17 protein-coding genes and 1 pseudogene are annotated in these 19,131 nt (G+C 33.2%); 10 read left to right on the top strand and 8 right to left on the bottom strand.

The genetic code is table 11. The features are described 5' to 3' along the window. Entirely contained in the window at positions 1–1,470 is a 1,470-nt protein-coding gene (gene gatB, locus KJI70_00875) for an Asp-tRNA(Asn)/Glu-tRNA(Gln) amidotransferase subunit GatB (GenBank protein ID MCP6718088.1), read from the top strand. Here gatB and miaB read toward each other — a convergent pair. From miaB to KJI70_00855, 4 genes are all read right to left on the bottom strand, one after another. Continuing rightward, on the bottom strand, positions 1,465–3,624 hold the full coding sequence (gene miaB / locus KJI70_00870) for a tRNA (N6-isopentenyl adenosine(37)-C2)-methylthiotransferase MiaB (GenBank protein ID MCP6718087.1): 2,160 nt from the start codon (positions 3,622–3,624) through the stop codon (positions 1,465–1,467). The two genes, gatB and miaB, sit on opposite strands and share 6 nt — an antisense overlap. A gap of 85 nt (positions 3,625–3,709) precedes the next feature. After that, positions 3,710–5,470 carry a DUF5667 domain-containing protein gene (locus KJI70_00865; GenBank protein ID MCP6718086.1) on the bottom strand — a complete coding sequence of 587 codons (1,761 nt, stop codon included), beginning with the start codon at positions 5,468–5,470 and terminating at the stop codon, positions 3,710–3,712. 73 nt (positions 5,471–5,543) lie between these two features. After that, the gene (gene thrS / locus KJI70_00860) at positions 5,544–7,298 is read right to left on the bottom strand and encodes a threonine--tRNA ligase (GenBank protein ID MCP6718085.1); all 1,755 of its coding nucleotides are present in this window, start codon (positions 7,296–7,298) and stop codon (positions 5,544–5,546) included. Between the two features lie 190 nt (positions 7,299–7,488). Then, positions 7,489–10,656, bottom strand: a complete 3,168-nt coding sequence (locus KJI70_00855) for a DNA polymerase III subunit alpha (protein ID MCP6718084.1) — start codon at positions 10,654–10,656, stop codon at positions 7,489–7,491. A 212-nt stretch (positions 10,657–10,868) separates the two neighbouring features. On the opposite strand from KJI70_00855, the gene KJI70_00850 reads away from it, so the two are divergent. From KJI70_00850 to trmD, 8 genes and pseudogenes are all read left to right on the top strand, one after another. Next, positions 10,869–11,153 carry a hypothetical protein gene (locus KJI70_00850; GenBank protein MCP6718083.1) on the top strand — a complete coding sequence of 95 codons (285 nt, stop codon included), beginning with the start codon at positions 10,869–10,871 and terminating at the stop codon, positions 11,151–11,153. Between the two features lie 135 nt (positions 11,154–11,288). Then, positions 11,289–11,924 carry a ribonuclease HII gene (locus tag KJI70_00845; protein MCP6718082.1) on the top strand — a complete coding sequence of 212 codons (636 nt, stop codon included), beginning with the start codon at positions 11,289–11,291 and terminating at the stop codon, positions 11,922–11,924. A 44-nt stretch (positions 11,925–11,968) separates the two neighbouring features. Beyond that, positions 11,969–12,145: pseudogene (gene rpmF / locus KJI70_00840) on the top strand (50S ribosomal protein L32). Positions 12,146–12,282: 137 nt separating this feature from the next. Continuing rightward, positions 12,283–12,747, top strand: a complete 465-nt coding sequence (gene nusB / locus KJI70_00835; GenBank protein MCP6718081.1) for a transcription antitermination factor NusB — start codon at positions 12,283–12,285, stop codon at positions 12,745–12,747. 90 nt (positions 12,748–12,837) lie between these two features. After that, on the top strand, positions 12,838–13,524 hold the full coding sequence (rnc, locus tag KJI70_00830) for a ribonuclease III (protein MCP6718080.1): 687 nt from the start codon (positions 12,838–12,840) through the stop codon (positions 13,522–13,524). Between the two features lie 2 nt (positions 13,525–13,526). Next, complete coding sequence (gene rpsP / locus KJI70_00825; GenBank protein ID MCP6718079.1) at positions 13,527–14,129, top strand: 30S ribosomal protein S16; 603 nt, start codon at positions 13,527–13,529, stop codon at positions 14,127–14,129. Between the two features lie 133 nt (positions 14,130–14,262). Then, a complete protein-coding gene (locus KJI70_00820) occupies positions 14,263–14,577 on the top strand; it encodes a KH domain-containing protein (protein ID MCP6718078.1) in 315 nt (104 codons plus the stop codon). A 76-nt stretch (positions 14,578–14,653) separates the two neighbouring features. Next, positions 14,654–15,355 carry a tRNA (guanosine(37)-N1)-methyltransferase TrmD gene (trmD, locus tag KJI70_00815; protein MCP6718077.1) on the top strand — a complete coding sequence of 234 codons (702 nt, stop codon included), beginning with the start codon at positions 14,654–14,656 and terminating at the stop codon, positions 15,353–15,355. A 69-nt stretch (positions 15,356–15,424) separates the two neighbouring features. On the opposite strand, the gene KJI70_00810 is transcribed toward trmD, so the two are convergent. The 4 genes from KJI70_00810 to KJI70_00795 all read right to left on the bottom strand — a co-directional run bounded on the left by KJI70_00810 (position 15,425) and on the right by KJI70_00795 (position 16,951). Continuing rightward, complete coding sequence (locus tag KJI70_00810) at positions 15,425–15,604, bottom strand: hypothetical protein (GenBank protein MCP6718076.1); 180 nt, start codon at positions 15,602–15,604, stop codon at positions 15,425–15,427. Positions 15,605–15,659: 55 nt separating this feature from the next. Beyond that, positions 15,660–15,803 carry a hypothetical protein gene (locus tag KJI70_00805; GenBank protein MCP6718075.1) on the bottom strand — a complete coding sequence of 48 codons (144 nt, stop codon included), beginning with the start codon at positions 15,801–15,803 and terminating at the stop codon, positions 15,660–15,662. A 276-nt stretch (positions 15,804–16,079) separates the two neighbouring features. Further along, a complete protein-coding gene (locus KJI70_00800) occupies positions 16,080–16,625 on the bottom strand; it encodes a hypothetical protein (protein MCP6718074.1) in 546 nt (181 codons plus the stop codon). A 14-nt stretch (positions 16,626–16,639) separates the two neighbouring features. Next, complete coding sequence (locus KJI70_00795; protein MCP6718073.1) at positions 16,640–16,951, bottom strand: hypothetical protein; 312 nt, start codon at positions 16,949–16,951, stop codon at positions 16,640–16,642. Positions 16,952–17,465: 514 nt separating this feature from the next. Here KJI70_00795 and KJI70_00790 point away from each other — a divergent pair. Next, positions 17,466–19,131: hypothetical protein (locus tag KJI70_00790; protein MCP6718072.1), on the top strand; the 1,666-nt coding region annotated here is incomplete at its 3' end.

The raw sequence follows: 19,131 nt of genomic DNA, 5'->3' as shown, positions 1-19,131 counted from the left end.
ATGGAAAAAAATGAATTTGAACCAGTAATAGGGTTGGAGATTCATGCCGAATTAAAAACTAATTCAAAAATGTTTTGTTCGTGTCGTAATGATCCTGACGAAAGGCATCCAAATACTAATATTTGCCCAATATGCACAGCGCAACCGGGAACGCTTCCAGTTATAAATAAAGAAGCAGTTAGAAAAGTTATTAAAACTGGCTTGGCTTTGAAATGCAAGATTTCTAATCCTACAAAATTTGATAGGAAAAATTATTTTTACCCTGATCTGCCAAAAGGCTATCAGATTTCTCAGTATGATATGCCCATAGCTTATAAAGGAGAGTTAAAGTTGAATATCAAAGGACAAGGATCTAAAAGCGTGAGAATTACAAGGATTCACTTAGAAGAAGACACTGGCAGTTCAATACATGCAAAAGGTGCAGATTATAGCTTGGTTAACTTTAATAGAGCTGGCATTCCTTTAATGGAGCTTGTTACTGAACCTGATATTAATTCATCCTTAGAGGCCAAGAAATTCGGTCAGGAGCTTCAATTAATACTGAGATACTTAGATGTATCTGAGGCTAATATGGAAAAAGGCCAGTTAAGAGTAGAGGCTAATGTGTCAGTGAAGCCTAGAGGCTCAAAAGACCTGGGCACAAAAGTAGAAATTAAAAATCTTAACTCTTTTAAAGTAGTAGAAAAAGCAGTTGACTATGAGATTAAGAGGCAGGCCAAGCTTTTAAAATCAGGAAAAAAAGTACTCCATGAAACTAGAGGTTGGGATGAATCTAAAATGGTTACAGTTTCCCAGCGCGAAAAAGAACAAGCTCATGATTATAGGTATTTTCCAGAGCCTGATTTAAAGCCTTTAGTTTTTGATGACAATGAGATTAATAGTATCAAGGCCGAGATTCCTGAATTGCCTTCTAATAAAAGGATAAGGTTTGCTGAAGAATATGGTTTAGACGAAGATAGTGTAGAATTTTTTATACATAATAAAGAGTTGTCAGAGTATTTTGAAAAAGTAACAAGTGAATTTGAACCGAACATTCCACAAGACAAACTCAAGAGATTGATTGCCTTGGCAGTAAATTACATTATTACTGACCTCCAAAGTTTATTAAAAGAAAAAGCAGTTGAGGGTGAAGACTTTTTAATAACTCCAGAAAACTTCGCTGAATTCATTAGTTTAATTGAGAACAAAACAATACTAAGTAAGGTTGCCAAAACTGTTCTTTTGGAAATGTTTCAAACAGGCGCTGATCCTTCAAATGTTATTGAAGAAAAGGGGTTAAATTTAATGCAAGATGAGAACGAGATTATAGGCATTGTAAAGGATGTAATCTTAAAAAATGAAAGAGCAGTGCTAGATTTTAAAAAAGGAAAGCAGAATGCAATCCAGTTTTTAATAGGTCAGGTAATGGCAAGAACAAAAGGAAGAGTAAATCCTGAAACAGCAGAAAAGATTTTAAAAGACAACCTATAAAAAGCGTTTTATGAGTTTTTCTGCTTGAGAATAGTTTTTAATCCAGTTAATTGTTTTATCTTTTTTGAACCAAGTCATCTGGCGATTAGTGAATTGTATTGTGTGGAGCTTGATGGCTTTTTTAATTTTGTTTTTATCTTTATTCTTAAACCATTCAGTATAACCAATAGTTGAAAGCAGGGGAGACTTCCTATATTTTTTAGCTAATTTTTTAACTTCTTTTTCAAGTCCTAATTTGAACATTTTATCAGTTCTTTTTGAAATCCTTTGTTCCAGTTCTTTTTTAGAAAGTTTTATTCCAATTTGTAGAACTTCAAACAAAGGTTCTTTTTTTTGTCTTTGAACCCAATATGGTTTTTTAGTAATTTCAGAAACTTCAATTGCCCGCACCAATCTTCTTTTGTTATTTCTATCAATCAATTCAGCTCCCTTAGGATCCAGCTTTTTATATATTTCAAATAGTTGTCTGACGCTTTTTTTCTCAAGCTGCTTCCTTAATTTTTTATTGGGTTTTACCTTAGGAAAATCAATATTGTTTACAATTGAGCTAATATATAGTCCTGTTCCGCCAACCAAAAATGGGATTTTTGCTGTTTTCTGAATTTTATCAATAGCTTTTAAAGCTTTATTTTTATACAAAGCAACATTAAAATCTTTGTTTGGAAGAAGAAAGTTAATTAGATGGTGGGGGATAGCTTTAGTTTCTTTTTTAGTTGGCTTTGCGGTGCCAATAGCCATTTCTTTATAAATCTGTCTTGAGTCAGCTGAAACTATTTCACCATTAAACTGCTTAGCTAATTTAATCGCTAAACCTGTTTTTCCAGTTGCAGTAGAGCCTAAAACAACAATTAGTTTTGGTTTAGCTAAAATGCCTTTTAGCCCCCAGGGCAGAGCACTGGTAATTTTTACCTTAATGATTTTGCCTATTAAGTCTTTATCATCATTTTTAATTTTCACTGTTTTATATGTTCTGGTCTTTCCCAGTATAAAGCCATTTTTATAATCATTTACAAGTATTTCCACTTCCTTCCCAATGTATTTTTTATTCTTTTTCAAACTAGTTTTCTCAAGGGTTTTTGTTAGAGCCTCCCATCTAATCTGTTTTTCTTTTTTAGAAATATCATCTTTTAATTTATTAGCTTTTGTGCGGGGGCGGGGAGAGTACTTTGCAATATAGGCCATGTCAAATTTAACATCTTTAAAAAGCTTGAGTGTGTTTTGAAACTGGCTTTTAGTTTCAGTTGGAAAACCAACAATAGCATCAGTGGATAAACTGATATTCGGAATTTTCTTCCTTATTTTTGTAACTAAATCTTTATACTTTTTTATCGTATAACTGCGATTCATTTCTTTTAAGATTTTGTTATCTCCGGACTGAACTGGAAGATTAAGATATTCTGTTACCTTTTTAAGATTAGCTATTGCATTAATTATTTCGCTTGAAAAATCTTTGGGATTTGGAGATGTAAATCTTATCCAAAAATCAGCATTAATATTATTAATCATTTCTAAAAGTTTTGAGAAGTTTATTTTAGAATTAGCGGGGGATTTATAATCATTAACATTTTGACCCAAAAGCCATATTTCTTTAGCGCCATTTTTTATTGCACTTTTAGTTTCTTTAATAATTTCCTTGTGGCTTCTACAGGTTAAGGGCCCGCGGGTAAAAGGAACTACACAATAAGCGCAGGAATTATTGCAACCAGATGATATTGGAATTAAAGCTGAAAATTTACTAATTTGTTTGGGCTGTATTTTAAAATATTGGTTATCTTGTCTTAGTAAGGGCGGCCATAATTCTGATAAAAATCCAGCTTCAAAATATTTTGGCCATTGAGACAAGCTTTTAATATTTAAAACCAAATCAAATATTTTAATGAATTTTTTATGATCTTTTTTTGAAACACAGCCTGTTAAGATTGTTTTTAAATTCCTGTTCTTTTTTTTAAGCTTTTTTATTTTTTCTCCAAGTCCATAAACTCTGTTTACTGCAGACTGTCGAACTGAACACATATTGATTACAATTAAATCAGCCATGGTTTCATTTAAAGCTTGTTGATATCCTTGATTTTCCAACAAAAAAGCAATTCTTTCTGAATCAGACATATTCATCTGGCAGCCATAAGTAAGGATAAAGTATTTTTTGGCAATCATATTCTTTGTATAACATAAAAACAGCCCTATTCAAGGCTGTTTTTTTTAATCAGCTCTCTGTTTATTGATCAGCCTCTATCTTGGTTTATAATTGAGATTCTATTTTTTGCTGTAATCGCAGAATTCCACAGGAAGCATCTTTGATCCATCCACTTGGAACATCACAAGGGGTTGAGAAGATTTTACATTCTCCTGTTGTTCGGTTTTTAGCAGGAGTAATAACTTGAATACAAACTACTGGTTCTTCACAGTGAGGAATAACACATTTTCCTTCAACGCATTTTGAAGTTGAATCTATGCTTGTTAAACAGCGGGACAAAGGACAGTCTATGTCTTCCCTGCACTCAAAAGAAACACCAGGTTTCTTACAGATGCTATAGGATTTAGTTGCTCTTATTTCTTCTAGTCCTTCACAGCAGTGTTCTTCAACTGTTCCTAAAATTGGGTTTCTGTTGACTTTTTCACCTTCTCTGGCACACACAATATTGGTTTTACATTCTCCACGATGAACAATTTCTGCTGTATTTCTCTTTGCTTCACATATGTTTCTATATGTTTTTCCATCCTTCCCACAAACTGGAGTTGTAATGTCAGAGCAAACTAAAGATCCTGTTGCGCTGTTGTCTTGGTATCCAGCTCTAATCTTCATAATTCTAATAGCATTTTCAGCTAAAGATCTGGCAGCTATTGCCTGGCCATATGCTTTACCATAATTTCCTTGCTCAAACTCTTGTTTAGTCAGTGTTAGTTTTTTCTCAGCCTCTTGAACTAATCGAAACGCATCAGGTATTTCTTGTATGGTGGCATTTTTTTCTGTAATGATATTTGTTATTTTCCCCAGCAAACTTTGAGCTTCTTTAATTACTGCCTCTGCCTTTTCTTTTGTTATTGTTCCCTGATAGTTGTCTGTTATTCCTTCAATGCTTTTTTCTCTTACCCTTTCAATTACGGTCCTGAGTTTTTCTGAAAGCTCTCCTCCTTCAAGAGAATTTATAATATCCAAATGTTTTATTTTATCTCCACTTATTTTTCCGATATATTCTTGAAGCCTTTCCTGACGTTGTTCAGGAAGATTCTCCAGTCTTTTCCTGAAACTCTCAAGCATTCCTTCTTTTTTCTCTTCAATTCTTATTCTGATGTTTTCAGGAAGTTTTTCTTTTAATGCATCAAGTATTGTTAAGTTTTTGAACTCTTTAAAATCACCACCTTTTATTAGATTCAAATTCTTTTCTAATCTTTCAGGAATCTTGTCTTCATCTTCAAGATTGACCATTACGTCTCTAAATCTTTCTAAATGTTCTTCTCTGGCTGCTTTTATTTTTTCAAAAGCCTCAGCAGGAACTTGTTCTTCAAGCTTTTCAAGAACTCTTTGGTGCAGTAGCTGTTGTTGAATGTATTTATCTAGGAAGTTTCCCACTTGTTCATTTTCCTGGGCAGTGACTTTGATTCTTTCTGCAAATATTTTTACTGTTTTAATTTCATTCTCATAGCTTTCAGTAGCTTTTTTTATGGCTTGAGGATTTTTATTCATTTCAACCATTTTTTTAAGTTCCATTAACTTCTCATTGGCAAATCCTTCTCTTAGCTCTGTTTTAGCTAGTGGATTAAAAGTAAAGAAAGTCCTAATTCCTCTTCCCAAATTTTTAAAAAAATAAAAGGGACTGTCAGGTAAAATAGTAGGCGGGCTGATTTCTAAATCAGCTGGCTGAACATCTTCATCTAACTCAATTTCTTGCTGAGCTTCTTCAGAAATTACTGTTTCTTCATCGGCAATAACAAAACTAGTTGTCATTCCCAATAAGAAAACCACCAAACTAATAGTTAAATATTTAGCTAGTTTAGACATGTTTGAGAATTATAAACAGATAAATTAGAGCTAAACTAAACATTTTTAGTTTTGCCTGTTAAACCTATTTAGATTATTTATATTTTTCAATTTCTATTTTCGCTTTTTTGATAAACTCTGTCAATTTAATTTTCCCCAAGTCTTTCCCTTTATTTCTTATTCTTACTGATTTTGATTTTGATTCTTCATCTCCAATAACTAATAAATAGGGGATTCTCTGTATTTCACCATTTCTTATCTTTTTAGAAACACTTTCATTTTCATCTTTTAACTGATATCTGAAATCATTTTCAGCTAATTCTTTGGCAATGTTTTCAGCATATTTTTTATGCTTAACTCCAACTGGAATAACCCAGATTTGTTCAGGAGCCAGCCAGAGAGGAAAGTTTCCTGCATAGTGTTCAATTAAAAATGCCATAGTACGTTCCAGTGATCCAATAGAAGACCTGTGAATCACTATTGGCTGTTCTTTTTTACCTTTTTCGTTAATGTATTGTAGTTTAAAGCGAGCCGGCATGCAGAAATCATACTGAACAGTAAAAGCAGTATCTTCTTTGCCTGCCACATTTTTCATTTGGACATCAATTTTAGGGCCATAGAAAACAGCTTCGTCTTTAGCAATAACATAAGGAGCCTTCATTTTTTCAAGCACGTTTTTAAGAATCTTTTCTCCTTGCTTCCAATTTTTAGGATCATCATAATATTTTTTCTTATTCTTTGGATCGCCAAGCGACAACCTAAACCAATAATCTTCACCTTTTTTTAACTTTAGTGTTTTTGCCACAAAGTTTATGAGATCAATGACTTCTTTTATCACTGAAGCTGCTTGATCATTTCTGCAGAAAATATGGGAGTCAGCCAAGCAAAAGCTTCTTACTCTCATTAGCCCTGTTAATTCTCCTGACTTTTCATAACGATATAGTTTGGCCACTTCAGCAATTTTAAGAGGAAGTTCTTTATAACTTCTTGGTTTGCTTTTAAAAAGCATAAAATGATGAGGACAGGACATTGGTCTTAAAATCAATTCATCTTCATCAACCTTCATAACAGGATACATAGTGTCTTTGTAATATGGATAATGACCAGAGATCTCGTAAAGTTTAACCTTAGCTAAATCAGGAGTGTAAACATGCTTGTACCCTCTTTTAATTTCTTCATCAATTATAAATCTTTCAAGCTTTCGTCTGATAGTAGCACCTTTCTCAGTAAGAAGAGGCAGTCCTGGCCCCACTTCTTCTGCAAAAATAAATAGATCTAGTTTTTTGCCTAATTTTCTGTGGTCTCTTTTTTTAGCATCTTCTTGCATTTTAATATATTCATCTAGCTCCTTCTTTGTTTCAAAAGCAGTGCCATAAATCCTGGTTAACATTTTATTCTTTTCATCTCCATGCCAATAAGCTCCAGCAACAGATAAAAGCTTAAAAGCTCCAATTTTGCCAGTAGATTTAACATGAGGACCTCCGCACAAGTCAGTGAATTCATCTCCAGTTCTGTAAATCACTGCTTTTTCTTTTCTTTGCGCTATTTCATCCAGCCATTCTTGTTTATAAGGATTATTAGGAAAGAGTTTTCTGGCTTCAGAAACTTCTATAACCTGTTTTTTAAAAGGCAGGTTTTTGTTAATGATTTTCTGCATCTCTTTTTTAATTTTTGGAAAATCTTTTTCATTAATTTGTTTGGAATAATCAAAATCAAAATAAAACCCATCTTCAGTAGCAGGGCCCATTGCCATTTTAAGGCCTGGGTAGAGTTTTATCATTACCTGAGTTAGAACGTGTTCAGCGCTGTGGCGCATTACTCCTAGATTTTTATTTTCTTTTTTTAACATATTATTTTGTTTACTTATCTAATTATATATTTTTTCGACTAATAAAACAAAAACCTCTTTTAAAGAGGCTAGTTCTTAAATATTTTAAAAACTTAAGGCCTAGCCTCGCCTAAAAGAGGTTGTAGTTGTTGTGTTAAGTTTTCTATTAATGCTTAACATGTTTTAAATTTAGAATTTTCAAAAACTATTGTCAAGCTTCAATAATTTCTTCAATATCTTCGCAGATTATTTTTGGAGTAGTGCTTTTAGAGCTTATTCTTCCAGAAACAAAAACTATTTTATTTTCTTTAAATAGAGCCGACTTTTTTTCCATGATTGATGGAAATACTACTACTTCAATTTTATCAGATAAATCTTCAATGCTCATAAAAAGCATTGGCCTTCCATTTTTGGTCATTATTTTTTTAATCTTTGAAATTATGCCTCCTATTTTAATGCTTCCACGAGTTTGAACAGTGCTTAAATTTGATATTTTAGTTGTTTTTTTATCTAAAATATTCTTGTAATCTTCTAGGGGGTGGGCGCTTACAAAAAGACCTAAAAGTTCTTTTTCCCAACTAAGTTTTTCACTTTTAGTAGCCACTTCTGTTGTTTCAAGCTTAATTTTTGCTGGCGCTAAAACTGTATCAAAGAGGCCGATTTGTCCATTTTCTTTCATTTTTTGGTTCTCTCTATTCCACTCTAGCAGTCTTTCTAAGTTAAAAAGAAGCTGGTTTCTTTCTATAAACTTATCAAAAGCTCCAGCCTTAATTAGACTTTGCAATGATTTTTTATTTAAATCTTTTGTATTAATTCTTGTTATAAAGTCATTAATCGAAGTATATGGTCCGTTTTCTTTTCTTTCAGCTACAATCGTATTGGTAATTCCTTCGCCAACATTTTTAATTGCAAACAAGCCGAAACGAATTTGTTTTTTATGAGGTATAACACTAAAATGTCTCCAGCTTTCATTTATATCAGGAGCCAGCACTTCAATCCCCATATTTTTACATTCATCAATAACAAAACCAATTCTTTCAACATCAGCTTTTTCTGAAGTTAAAAGAGCTGACATAAATTCAATTGGATAATGGGTTTTTAAATAAGCGGTTTGATAAGCAATAGTAGCATAAGCTACGCTATGACTTTTGTTAAAACCATAGTGTGCAAAGGGTAAAATCCATTCCCAGATTTTTCTTGCTATATTTTCTTGAATATTATTTTTCTTCATTCCTTGAATTAATTTTTCTTTTTGTTCAAGAAGTAATTTTTCAATTTTTTTCCCAACAGCTTTTCGTAAAATATCTGCTTCAGCCAAACTAAATCCAGCCAGTGTTTGAGCAATAAGCATTATGCTTTCTTGATAAACAAGTAATCCATAGGTTTCTTTTAAAATATTTTTTAATTTGGGGTGCAGATATTCAATCCTGCTCTGTCCTCTTTTTCTTGAAATATATTCAGGAATCAAAGACATTGGACCAGGCCTATAAAGAGCAAGCATCACCACAATATCATTGAATTCATCAGGTTTTAATTGTTTTAAGTAGCGCTGCATACCGCTAGACTCTAACTGAAATACACCAATTGTTTTCCCTTTTTGAAATAGTTTGTAAGTTTGCCTGTCGTTTAAAGGAAGATTTTCAATATCAATCTTTTTTTTGTGAATCACATAAATTTTTGCCAGCGTATCTTCAATAATTGTTAAATTTTTTAATCCTAAAAAGTCCATTTTTAAAAGTCCCAAATCTTCAATGGCATGCATTTCATATTGAGTTACAATTTCCTCATGATTCTGGGTAGGATGCTGCAAAGGAACGACATTATCTAATGGTTCAGCTGAAATCACTACTCCACAGGCATGAGTTGAAGCGTGGCGGGCCACTCCTTCTAGTTTTTTTGCCAAGTTAATTAGTTTCTCAGCTTTTTGGTCTGTTTCATAAAGCTGACGGAACTCAGGAACTTTTGACAAAGTATTGTCTAACGTAAAGCCAAAAGGAATCATTTTTGCAATCTGATCACAATAGCTATAACTATAACTTAAAGCTCTTCCTACATCTCTTATAACAGCTCTGGCTGCCATTGTTCCAAATGTGATAATCTGGGCAACTTTATCTTTGCCATATTTTTCAGTAACATAATTAATTACTTCATCTCTTCTTCTGTCAGCAAAATCTAAATCAATATCTGGCATTGAAATACGTGCTGGGTTCAAAAATCTTTCAAAAAGAAGATTATATTTTAATGGATCAATACTTGTGATATTCAACAGATAAGAAACTAAAGAGCCTGCCACTGATCCTCTGCCTGGACCTACAACAATTCTTTTTTCTTTTGCCCAGTTAACAAAATCAGCAACAATTAAAAAATATGCAGTAAAGCCCATTTTATTAATCATTTCCAGTTCATAATTTAATCTTTCTTTGATTTCTTTGCTGGGCAAAGGACCATATTTTTTCTTTAATCCTGTTTTACAAAGCTCTCTCAAATAATCTTGGGGAGTTTGTTTGTTTGGTGTTTGAAATCTAGGAAGTCTGATTTGGCCAAGCTTAAATTCAAAATTGCAAAGCTCAGCTATTTTCTGAGTGTTATCAATTGCCTCTGGAACATCTTTAAATTCTTTGGCCATTTGCGCAGGTGGTTTTATTGAGAAATCATCTGCTTTGATTGTCATTCTTTCAGGGTCATTAGGATCAGCACCAGTGTTGATAAGCATTAAAGTGTCTTGGGCGTCAGCATCTTCTGCTCTCAAATAATGGCTGTCATTTGTTGCTACTAAAGGAATTTTTAATTCTTTTGAAAGAGATATTAAAACTTCATTTGCTTTTTGCTGCTCTGGTATTTTAGAATGATGTTGGATCTCTAAATAAAAACTATCCTTTTCAAATATCTTTTTATACTTTAAGGCTTTTTCTTTTGCTTCTTTCAGCTTGTTTTCTAAGATTAGTTGAGGAATTCTGCCTTTTATACATGCCGACAAGCCAATTAATCCTTCAGAATGTTTAGCTAAAAGTTCGTCATCAATTCTTGGCTTGTAATAAAAACCTTCTAAATGAGCTTTTGTAATAAGTTTTACCAGGTTTTTATAGCCAACTTTGTTTTTGGCAAGAAGAATTAAATGATATATCTTATTATCAATATGCGGTCTTTTCTGGTTCATTGATTCAAAAGCAGTATATGCCTCACAACCTATTATTGGTTTTACTCCATATTTTTTTGCTTTTTTGAAGAATTCAACCGCACTATACAAAACACCGTGGTCAGTTATAGCAATGGAATCCATGCCAAGTTTTTTTGTATAATCCAAAAGCTCATCGATTTTTGGTAGACCATCTAAAAGAGAATAGTGACTATGGACATGGAGGTGAGTAAATTTTGACATAATTAAATCATTTTACTTTTTCTCCTGAAGTGAGTCAAATTCCATAGTTTATGTTTGACAAATCATAAATTGTTTGTTATAATTTAAGCATAATTAGTTCTTTGAAATTTATAAAAGAGAGAAAGAAATTGGGTAGCCAAATTTGTTTATCAAACAATGATAGATAGATTTGGCTGCCTGATGAACAAGGTGGTCAGTAGTTGAAAAACTAAATGACTCAAACAGAAAAAGAAACAAAAATCGAAATTGTAGAATCGTTCCTAATAGGGGAAATGAAAACAAGGTTCAAATATCAAGGAAAGGTATTTGAAATGATAGGAAATAAAAGCCAGCAAATATTCGTCAGAGAATACACAAGTGACGAATATTGGAACGTTCAAAAAGAACCTGAAACTCCTTATGAAGAAAAACTCAGAGAAGCTTTTTCAGTGTACATAGAAAAATGCTGTCCAGATTTGCCTGATAGCGCGCGTAGAAAATTAAAATTACTAACATAGAATAACCACCAGCTAATCAGCCAACTTTCTCTCTTAATCTCCATTTTTAAGCTCATAATTACATATTGTGATCTGAAAAAAGAAGATTAACAAAGACTGCTCATTATTGAGCGGTTTTTGTATTATAATGGAAGAATGAGATACCCAAATTTTTCTGAAGAGAAAAGATTATGGAAAAAGAGATTTAAGATTGTGGTTGGGATAGATGAGGCAGGAAGAGGACCTTTAGCAGGACCAGTATTTGCCTGTGCTGTTGTTGTTTATAAAATGCCAAAATCTAAAATCCAAATGCTGAAGATAAGAGATTCAAAAAAACTAACTCCAAAACAAAGAGAAGAGTTTTATGACGTCCTTATAAATCACAAACAGATTCAATGGGGGATAGGCAGGGCTTCTGAAAGAGTTGTTGATGGAATAAATGTTCTACAAGCTACAAAACTAGCCATGAAAAGAGCGGTGAAGAATTTAGAAAAAAAACTTGGCCAAAAAGCCGACTTCCTAATTTTAGATGGAAGAATAAAGCTTGATTTAGATGTGGGTCAGAAATCAATTATTAAAGCTGATAATAAGGTTTTTTCTTGCGCTGCAGCTTCAATTATTGCCAAGGTGAGCCGGGACAGATTGATGAGACGACACCATAGAAAATACCCCGAATACGGTTTTTTTAGCCATAAAGGGTATGGAACAAGAAAGCACATAGCAGTTTTAGCTGAATTGGGTCCTTGTAAGCTTCATAGAAAAACCTTTAAACCAGTGATAAAATACAGTTAATTTTACTTGCAATTTCATTAATATTAGCTTAAACTTATTGGATTATGGCTGTTCCTAAGAAAAGAGGTACAAAATCAAAAAGAGACAAGAGAAGACTGCATATTTTTTTAAAGGAGCCCGGTTTAACCAAATGTCCAAGATGCGGGGTTTTAAGATTATCCCACAGTGCTTGTTTATCTTGTGGGTATTATAAAGACAATCAAGTTATTGATGTTTTGGCTAAATTAGATAAAAAGGAAAGAAAAGCAAAGGAAAAAGAAATGAAAGCTAAGGAAGAGACACAAGAAGTACCTGCGAAGAAACCATTAGACTGGAAAACTTTGTCTAAAAAATAATTAACTATTTAACAATTTAATTCATGGCTAGCCGTCATCTTTCTCGTTCGATAGCAATGCAGTCATTATATGAATGGGATTTTTCTAACAAAAAAGTGGATTTAAACATTATTGTTGAGAGAAATCTTGAAGAGTTTGGTCCTGGATTAGAGGATAAAAACTTTATTTGGGAGCTTGTAACTGGAGTGATAAAGCATTTAGAAGAGGTTGATAATATTATAAAAACAGCTGCTCCTCAGTGGCCGATTACTCAGATTTCAATTGTTGATAGAAATATTTTAAGACTTGGAATTTACGAACTTTTATACGAAGATAAAAAAGCTGTTCCTCCAAAAGTTGCTATTAATGAAGCAATTGAGCTTGCAAAGTCATTTGGGGGTGAGAATTCAGGCAAATTTATAAATGGAGTATTAGGAACTGTATATAAAAACCTTCCTGGTTATGAGGAAGACATGAAAAAAGGTAAACAAGAAAAAAAGAAAAAATAATTAATATTAAGTTGGTGATTGGTAAATGGCAGTTCGGTTTCTTAAAAAATTATTCCTAACTGCCAACTACTAACTACTAGCTAAGAATTTGTGAAAGATTTTCCAATTTTAGAAAAAAAACTAAATTTAAAATTTAAAAATAAAGATTTATTAACACAAGCATTTGTCCACAGATCTTATTTAAATGAAAATCCAGACTTTCATTTACATCATAATGAAAGACTGGAATTTTTAGGCGATGCTGTGTTAGAATTAGTTGTTACTGAAGACTTGTATCTTAGTTATCCCGATAAGGCAGAAGGAGAGCTTACTAACTGGAGAGCAGCTTTAGTTAATTCAAAAATATTGTCAAGAATTGCTAAGGAATTAAAGTTTAGTGATTTTCTTCTTTTATCAAAAGGGCAATCAAAAGAAGCTGGCAAGGCAAGAAAATATATTTTAGCTAATGTTTTTGAAGCAATTATTGGAGCAATTTATCTTGACCAAGGTTACGACGCTACTAAGAAATTTATTAAAAAGTATTTAATGAAAGAACTGCCTAATATTCTTGAAAAAGGACTTTATAAAGATGCTAAATCAAGATTTCAGGAACAGACACAGGAAAAAATAGGGATTACCCCAACTTACAAAGTATTAAAAGAATGGGGGCCTGACCATGATAAAAACTTTGTTATAGGTGTTTATTTAGAAAAGAAATTAATAGCTAAGGGTGAAGGTTCTTCTAAACAAGAAGCAGAAGAGCAAGCAGCCCAAAACGCATTAGAAGCTGAAAACTAAACATGTTAGTCATTAGATTATTTAGAATAGGCAAAAAGAATCAGCCAGCATTTAAGATTGTTGTAACTGATAAAAAAAACCCTCCTAGAAGCGGTCGTTTCGTTGAAGAGGTTGGTTTTTGGAATCCTTTAATTAAACAAAAAGGATTAAAAAAAGATAGAATTAAGTATTGGCTTTCAGTTGGAGCGCAGCCTTCAGAAACTATTCATAATTTATTGATTTCAGAAAAGATTATTGAGGGTAAAAAAATAGCTAAACATAAAAAATCAAAGAAAAAAGAGGAAAAGCCAGCTGAAGAAAAGTCTGCAGCAGAAGTTAAAAAAGAGGAGAAAAAAGAGGAAGTTAAGTCTGAAAAGGAAAAAGAGTCAGAATCTAAACCAGAAAAACCTGAAGAGAAAAAACAAGAGTCAATTGCAGATGCAGAGGTTAAAAAAGAGGTAAAAGAGCTGAAAGAGGAGAAAGTAGAGGAGAAACCTGTTGAAGAGAAAAAAGAAGAACCCAAAGAAGAATCTAAACCAGAAGAAAAACCTGTCAAAGAAAAGAAAGAAGAAGTAAAGGAAGAGAAAAAAGAAATGAAGGAAAAGGTAGAAAAAGACAAAGAATAAAGTTGACAAATACTTAAAAACCATTAAAATTTTAGACAAGTAGCGTTAATCTAATTAGCTGATTCTCCGATTGATTAATGGAGGGGTAAGCTGAAAGGTCGGGCTACTGAATGAAAAATTATTGATTGATAATATGGCAACTAAACAAAACGATAAGGAATTCTTAGAGTTTATTGTGAAAGCCTTAGTTGATAATCCAGATGATGTTAAAGTTGACCGCAAGGTTGATGAAATGGGAGTTTTACTTTCTTTAAAAGTAAACCCTGAAGACATGGGTCAGATTATTGGTAAGGCCGGATCAACTGCCAGAGCTATTAGAAACTTGGTTCGAATCGTCGGTCTTAAGAATCACGCTAGAGTGAACTTAAAGATCGAAGAGCCAGAAGGTTCTACTAGAGAAAGAAAAGCTCCAGCAGCTGGTGAAGAATTAAGTGACTTGAAATTGTAATCTCGTCCTTGTAGATTTACTACTAACAAAAGCAGTGCTAATATATTGGTAGCGCTGTTTTTGTTAGACTAAAATTATGCTTAAATTTGATATTATTACAATTTTTCCAGAAATATTTAACTCTTATTTAAAAGAGAGTTTAATTGATAGGGCTCAAAAAAAGAAATTTATTAAAGTTCGGGTTCATAATTTAAGAAAATGGACTACTGATAATCACCAGACAGTTGATGATAAGCCTTATGGCGGGGGACTGGGAATGGTTTTTAAAGTTGAACCAATTTTTAAAGCTATAAAGGAAATTTTAAAAAAAACAAAGATTAAAAAGAATAAGAGAAAAATTATTCTTTTTACGCCTCGTGGAAAAAAGTTTAATCAACAAACAGCTTATAAATTATCAAAGCTTGATCAGATTGTTATGATTTGCGGTCGTTATGAAGGAGTTGATGAAAGAGTGGCAAAACATATTGCTGATATGGAATTATCAATAGGCGATTATGATTTAATGGGAGGAGAGCTTCCATCAATGGTGGTTCTTGAAACTGTTTCAAGATTGATTCCTGGGGTTTTAGGAAAACCAGCATTGTTAAAAGAAAGAATCACAAAAGAAAAGGGATTTATTGAATACCCTCAATACACAAGACCAGAAGTTTTTGAGCCTAAAGGTAAAATTAAGGCAAAAAGTTCTAAAAAATGGCTTGTGCCAAAAGTTTTATTGTCTGGTAACCATAAAGAAATTGAAAAATGGCGAAATAAGCATAAAAAAGAAGTAGGGAAGTAATAAAAATAAGGTTAGAGATTCAGCTTTAAAGGGTAAGTGTGTAGCTAAAGCAAGTAAAAATAAATCCTATTATTCTTCGTCTTCATCTTCATCTTCCATCATGTATGGATTCCAATCAACACGTGGTGGTTGCAAGTCAGCTATCTCATCTTCTATATTATCCAATCTGTTGTTTATTTCATCAAACTTCCAAACCAAATAAGCAATAGGAAGCCCAATAAGTAATATGCTTAAAAAATCAATTTTCATATTCTTTATTATAACCCAAAAGCTCCCTTTTGGGAGCTGATAGTGATTAAGGTAGTTATTCTCTTTTGTCTTCTTCCTCTGCTACTTTCTTGATAGCTTTCATAATTAGTTCTATCTGCATATAGCTTTTGTCTTTAGCATTTCCTCCTTTAAAGTAGGCCTCAATCAATTCTTTTGTATACTCATTATTTACTGCCATATTATTTTGCAATGTTATTTAATTACGCGACCTTTCCTATATCATTAAGTATATTCCATAAACTAAAACCCCTTAGGCGGACACCCCTGTGAGTTTCCAAATCTTTCAATTTGAATTCGCACAGACTTTAACATCTGTAGATTGGTATTAACCTACCCACAGAGTTGTCTCCCTAAAGGGTTTGTTAAGACACGTATCCGCCGTTTCCTAATGGAAACAATATTGAATGTTCTTACTATATTTATTTTAACTTTAATCAAGAAACCTTGTCAAGCTCTACCAAGGTGAATTTAATACTATTGTGTCGTAATCAAAAATCATAACATCTTGATTGTATTCGTATTTGCTGTTAAACCCACTATCTTTTGATAAAATCGCAATTTTATCAGAAACATCGATAGCGTTCTTTGTTGCAACAAAGATAGACAAATCTCCTATTTCAATGACCGGATTGCTTGGATTAATGAAATTAATAATTTCTTTTTTGTCAGCATTTCTTTCTTCCATATTCTCTAGTATTGGTAAAACCTCTTTTACTATAGCTTTATAGTTTTTCTTTTTATTGTAGTCTACATAAAAATGACCACAAGTTTCTGAAAGAACGTGTGGAGTAATAAGATATTTCCATCTATTAGGAATTTTAATACGATTTAAAAATTTTAAGAGTTTATCATACTCAGGATTAAGAATCTTTTTAAATCTAATCTCTATCAGTCCGTCTATAAGGATTTTTATTACGCTTGTATCAATTAGCACTCCATTTCTAATATATGGCACAATATCTTTGTCGTAGTTTTTGTCTGAGAGATTTGTTAAAATCATTTTTATGATATTAACTATTCCTTTTTTTCTTCCTTAGGTACAACTTCAAATGTTTTCACCTCTTGAGAACCTGCAGTTAAATGTTTAATTGCAACTGTATTATTTTCTAAATCTATTATTATTTCATAACGTGAAGGTTCTCTACTGCCTAATGTTTGATAGAAAGTACAAATCAATTTCCAATTTTTTGATTCTTCATCAACAGCACCATTAATAGGCTCAAGAGTTTCAATATTAAACTTCAGCAATCCGAGATTGCCGTACGCTGATTCAAGCACCCTTCTTGCCAATTCAATGGCTTGAATAGACTTTGATTTATCTGTCATATTATTACTTCAAGATGTGTCTATTATCTTAATTATACCCTAATAACAAGTAATAACAACAATACCAACCCTGTGGAAAAAAAACAACCCTTTACTTTTATGACGGGAGAAGAGAGGTTTTATTACTTTTTTTGGGTTATAATAAAAATATGAAATGGTTTAAGGAAAATTTAGATAAAATAATTGCAATTTCAGTATTTGTGGGGCTATTCTTTGTAGCTTATTTAATAGGACGGTTTTTCCCCCAATTAAGTAATAACTTAGCTGACCTTTTGAAATTTATATTTGTATGTGTTCTGATTTGGTTTGTTGTTAGTATAATCATTGATAGTTTTAAGAAATAAAGCTACTTGCTTTGTCTACATACTTACCCTTTAAAGGGTGTTGACAGCACCTTTTTGTTGTTTCATAATATAACTAGATCATTTAAAAGTTAGCTTTGGCTAGTTCTTTTAAAAAATCTAAGGAGTTAATAATATTGAAACGAATAATTTCTAAAATAAACACGAAAAGAATGAAAAGCGGAACGATTGTTTTGCTTTTGACGACTATGATGATTTTTGTCTTAATACAAGATACAAGTCATCAGGCAGAGATTGCTATTGCTAAAGAATCAGTAGTAGTAGATTATCGAGCAAAGAGCGTTGTTGCTGAAGAATCAATAGTTGCTGTAAGTAGAGCTTTTTCTGATTTTGATGTAGAGATAGAGTGGAGTAACACATGGGGTGGACAGAAATATGATCACGGGTACTCTATCTGGAGTAATGGAACCTATCTCTATACGCTTGGAGACACTGACAGCCTTGGAGCAGGTTCTTATGATTTTGCTCTTCTCAAGTGGGACACAGATGGAAACATCCTTTGGAACCGCACTTGGGGTGGATCAGAGAATGACAAAGGATACTCTATCTGGAGCAATGGAACCTATCTCTATACGCTTGGAGACACTAGAAGTTTTGGAGCAGGTTCTTCTGACTTTGCCTTACTCAAGTGGGACACAGATGGAAACATTCTCTGGAACCGCACATGGGGTGGACAGGGCTATGATCAGGGACGTTCTATCTGGGGCGATGGAACCTATCTCTACACACTTGGAAACGCTGAAAGAGTCACAGGTTCTTATCATACTTACTCTGATCTTGCCTTGGTTAAATGGGACACAGATGGAAACATTCTCTGGAACCGCACATGGGGAGGAACAGTCCATGATCACGGGTACTCTATCTGGAGCAATGGAACCTATCTCTACACTCTTGGTGATACTAGAAACTATGGAGCAGGAGATTATGACTTTGCCTTACTCAAGTGGGACACAGATGGAAACATTGTTTGGAACCGTACTTGGAGCGGACAGGGCTATGACCGTGGATACTCTATCTGGGGTGATGGAACATATCTCTATGCACTTGGATACACTAGAAGCTTTGGAGCAAGTTATGATGTTGCTTTGCTCAAGTGGAGGGCAGATATGACTGTTCCTGAGTTAAACAATCCCTCTGATATCACTTACTCAGAAGAAAGCACGGGCCATAGAATCACTTGGACTGTTATAGAATATAACCCTGACAGATATGTTGTCTACAAGGACGGCACAGAAATCGTTTCAGGCACTTGGATCTCTGGCAGCTCAATAGTAATCAATGTAGATGGACTCTTGGTTGGCTCATATGAGTATGTTGTTGTTGTTTATGACACATCCAACAATTCTGATGAAGATACAGTGATTGTAACTGTTGTAGATACTACTGCTCCTGTTCTAACTAGTCCTTCTGACATCACCTATGAGCAAGGAGAAGTAGGTAACAACATAACATGGACTATTGCAGATTCTTATCCTGACACTTATATTATCTACAAGGATGATACAGAAATTGCTTCTGGTGTTTGGGTTTCTGGAGATGTAATGACAGTCAATGTAGATGGGTTACTTCCTGGTTTGTACGATTATACGATTGTTGTGTTTGATTTTTATGGCAATTTGGCCAGAGACACAGTAATTGTAGTTGTAGTGGACAACATTGTTCCCGTCCTAACCACCCTAGCTGATATTGTATATGAGCAAGGAGAAGTAGGTAACAACATAATCTGGACTGCTAGTGATGCTAACCCTGACAGATATGTTGTCTACAAGGACGGCACAGAAATCGTTTCAGGCACTTGGATCTCTGGCAGCTCAATAG

The organism is Patescibacteria group bacterium (assembly GCA_024238995.1).
Lineage (GTDB): Bacteria > Patescibacteriota > Minisyncoccia > Minisyncoccales > JANBVM01 > JANBVL01.
Note: the sequence above shows the minus strand (reverse complement) of the source record. Positions and strands in the feature narration are given on the sequence as shown.